At 37.4% G+C, this 3,631-nt stretch carries 6 protein-coding genes; all 6 read left to right on the top strand.

Going from position 1 to position 3,631, the window contains the following annotated elements; translation table 11 throughout:
- Positions 1-412 (top strand): threonine/serine exporter family protein (locus Q8907_14305; protein MDP4275444.1); only part of this gene is annotated, 412 nt, incomplete at its 5' end.
- A gap of 25 nt (positions 413-437) precedes the next feature.
- Positions 438-959 carry a threonine/serine exporter family protein gene (locus Q8907_14310; protein MDP4275445.1) on the top strand — a complete coding sequence of 174 codons (522 nt, stop codon included), beginning with the start codon at positions 438-440 and terminating at the stop codon, positions 957-959.
- A gap of 99 nt (positions 960-1,058) precedes the next feature.
- A complete protein-coding gene (locus Q8907_14315) occupies positions 1,059-1,880 on the top strand; it encodes an aminotransferase class IV (GenBank protein MDP4275446.1) in 822 nt (273 codons plus the stop codon).
- A gap of 96 nt (positions 1,881-1,976) precedes the next feature.
- A complete protein-coding gene (locus Q8907_14320; protein ID MDP4275447.1) occupies positions 1,977-2,666 on the top strand; it encodes a hypothetical protein in 690 nt (229 codons plus the stop codon).
- 69 nt (positions 2,667-2,735) lie between these two features.
- On the top strand, positions 2,736-3,062 hold the full coding sequence (locus tag Q8907_14325) for a hypothetical protein (protein ID MDP4275448.1): 327 nt from the start codon (positions 2,736-2,738) through the stop codon (positions 3,060-3,062).
- Positions 3,063-3,154: 92 nt separating this feature from the next.
- Positions 3,155-3,631 (top strand): carboxypeptidase-like regulatory domain-containing protein (locus Q8907_14330; GenBank protein ID MDP4275449.1); only part of this gene is annotated, 477 nt, incomplete at its 3' end.

Genomic DNA, 3,631 nt, shown 5'->3' on the forward strand with positions numbered 1-3,631 from the left:
GCTTTTAATCATCAGTATGGCAGGAGGATCTTTTTGCCGCATAGCCGGAGGCGAAGGCATAGAAATAGTCGTAGCCATGGTTGCAACATTTGCGGGCCTGTTTGTCAGACAGGAGGTTTCAAAGCTTAAATTTAATCCTTATTTATGTATCTACATAGCTGCACTAACCGCATCCCTGATTTCCGGCCTTGCCGTCAAACTGGGGATAGGGAATAATCCCGAAAATGCCTTTTCCACTTCTGTATTGTTTCTGATTCCTGGCATTCCCCTCATCAATTCTTTCTCCGATATAATCGACGGGAATGTGATGAATGGCATCATCAGAGGGATACACGGACTGATCATTACTTTTGCCATTGCAATGGGATTGTTGACTGCAATGTTCTTGTATCATATCACCTTTCATATTTAAAACAGTTTTATTTTTTGACAAAGAGATGGACTATTTACTGATATTTGAAAAAAGTTTATTGTTTGGCGTTGTTGCCATAGGATTTGCCATTCTTTTTAATGTACCCGAAAGAACTTTATTTACAATCTATATTTTGTCCATGCTGGCAGGTATAACCAAATTCCTGTTGATGAAATTCGGCATAGGGGTTGTCATTTCTTCTTTGGCCGGTTCAACAATTATCGGGTTTCTGATCATTCCGGCTGCCCATATCCGTCATTCCCCCCCGACGATTTTAGCTATTCCTGCAGTAATCCCCATGGTTCCCGGTGCTTTTGCATACAAAATGATACTTGGCCTGGTTCAATTAACCGGCCCTACGGATAATGTGCTGGCTTACCATCAGATACTGGCAGATACGGTCAATAACGGACTGAAGGCAATGTTTATTCTGATTTCCCTTGCCCTTGGCGTTGTTCTGCCTATGTTGCTGATCAGAAAAAAAACGGTCAAACAACTCAAATTAAAAAGAAAAACCAATCCTGAAGACATTTATGATGTCCAATAAAATAAGGAGTTTCATGCGCTAAGGATTCCGGATCCCCAATATTTTCTGACATCCAATGTTGAAATGATGTATTTTTGAAAGTATAATAAAAAGTATAAAATGTCAGAATGTTTTAGAAATAAGTGGATATTGAATGATACTGTGCAGGACAAAGATTCATTCGATACTTATTACCAGGTAAAAAGGGGCATTGCCTTGTATGAAGTAATCCGCATCATTTCAGGTAAATCTCTTTTTCTTGAAGATCATCTTGAACGCCTCTCCCACACGGCTGATTTGGCAAAATTAAAAATAGCCCTTCTCCCTCTTGAAATTGCTGCCCGGATCAATAAACTGATTCAGGTTAACGGGATTTCCGAAGGGAATATTAAACTGGTTATTAACTTCACCGGAAATGAACAAAATTTCATTGCCTTCTTTATCCGCCACAATTATCCTTCGGAAGAAGAATACAGGAAAGGAATAGAGGTTATTTCATTTCATGGAATGCGGCAAAATCCCAATGCGAAGATAATTGATTGGAAATTCAGGGAATCGGTAAACAAAGCCATAAAGGAAAATCATGCTTATGAAGCGCTGCTCGTGAATCAAGATGGTGCGATAACCGAGGGAAGCCGCTCAAATGTGTTTTTCATTGAAGGAGAAAAAGTCTTTACCCCTCCCCTGAAAGAAGTTCTGCCAGGTGTTACCCGCAGACAGGTGATTTCAATTTGCAATGAACTTTCTATCCCTTTTGAAGAAAAGGAAATAAAAGCTTCTGATATCGAGAATATTGATGCAATGTTTATTTCAGGTACTTCTCCCAAAATTTTACCGGTTTCCCTGGTAGACGGCAAACCCTTTTCAACAGATAACCCCGTATTAAAGAGATTGATGGAGGCATACAACAAAAAAATTGAGAATTACATACTACATCATTAAATACTTTTTGAATTTAATATCGCAACAACCGATATTATTTCCATATTTTTACCGTTTATAAAATGATTTTTCTGGAATACTTACTTTTGAATCTCTATGCATAAATTATTCTGGTCATTGTTGATAGCTGTATTTGCATCCTGTTTGTTAGTTAAAGCTCAAAAACCTTACCGTCTTTCATCCGGAGAAATAATCTTCTCCTACGCAGATGTCAATAATAATGGGAAAGACATCAATTCAATCCTCCGTTTCACTTGTTTTTTCCATGCCGGGGAATATTGGCATTTTGATTTTGACAATCACAAAGGTTTGTATACGGGACTGGCTATTCGCAATGTGGGATTGATTACCAAAGAAGATTCCTTGAAAACTAAAAGGAGGTCATATACCCTGGGGGTCCCCCTGGCATTTAAAATTGGGGACTTCAAAAACAATTCCTATTTCTATGCAGGAGGTGAATACGAATGGCTGTTCAATTATAAAGAAAAAACTTTCAAAGGCGGCAATAAGACTAAATTTTCAGAATGGTTCAGCAACCGTACCCATACCTTTATTCCTTCGGTATTTGCCGGTATACAATTCCCGAATGGATTTAACCTGAAATTCAAATATTACCTGAACAATTTCTTGAACAAAAATTTCGTTGATGATCAGGGGAATAAACCCTACAAAAATATGGATACCCATATTTTCTATGTATCTGTTTCATTTTTCTTAAATAAAAATTCATTCAAACTTAAGAACCAGGAAGTTAATGAGATGTTTACACAAAACACCCCCTACTAAAACCAGTATCCTTAATTTTTATGAACATTTTTTAAGTATAGAAGTTTACAATATCAAAATCAGTTCAGGATGTTGAGACGAAAGAACATAGCATTTTCTTTTCTTGTGATATTCCATCTTTTGGTATTCACTACAGCTTATACCGTAAAGATTGTTCACCATCATCCTGAAGGAAAGCAAAATATTGCCGCTGCTTTTCAAACTGGTAAAACTGTCTTTTCAACCCATCATCCCTGCCCGATCTGTCAGTTTGAATTTGTCAATTTTCTTGCTAAAAATTTAACCCAATATTTCTATAATAATTTTTATATCCGGCTGGTTAATTTCAACCAAATAAGACAATACGTACAGGCTGAATTTTCCTGTTTTGCCCATAGGGCCCCTCCTCTATCCTGATATCCACTACTAATTTTTTTTCAGTACCTGCCGGATCAATTAACCGGTCAGGACAGGTATATCTTCCTTATAATTTCAAAAAATTCAGTACAATGAAGAAAATATTCATGATTGGATTAACTATTTTGTTATGTCCTATTGAAATATTAATGGCCACAAATTCAAATTATATAAAAACATCTCTTTCTGGTAAAATTACAGACAAACAAAGTGGCGAAGCACTTACCGGTGTTCTGATTTATATCCCGGATTTAAAAACAGGCACTATTTCAGATTCTGCCGGTACTTACCGAATTGATAATTTGCCACGGACCAATGTTCTGGTACAACTTAGCCTGATAGGTTACAAAAAAATCATACAAATGATTGACCTTTCAAAAACCTCATCCGCAAATTTTGTGATGGAACCTTCCATTGTCGAAATGAACGAAGTTGTGGTAACCGGCCTTTCCAAAGCTGCGCAGCAAAACAGGATGCCGGCTCCTATTTCAACTGTCCCCCGGCAATCATTATTACAAAATTCGTCGACCAATATCATTGATGCCCTGGCCCATCAACCCGGAATGTCA

The organism is Bacteroidota bacterium (assembly GCA_030706565.1).
Lineage (GTDB): Bacteria > Bacteroidota > Bacteroidia > Bacteroidales > JAUZOH01 > JAUZOH01.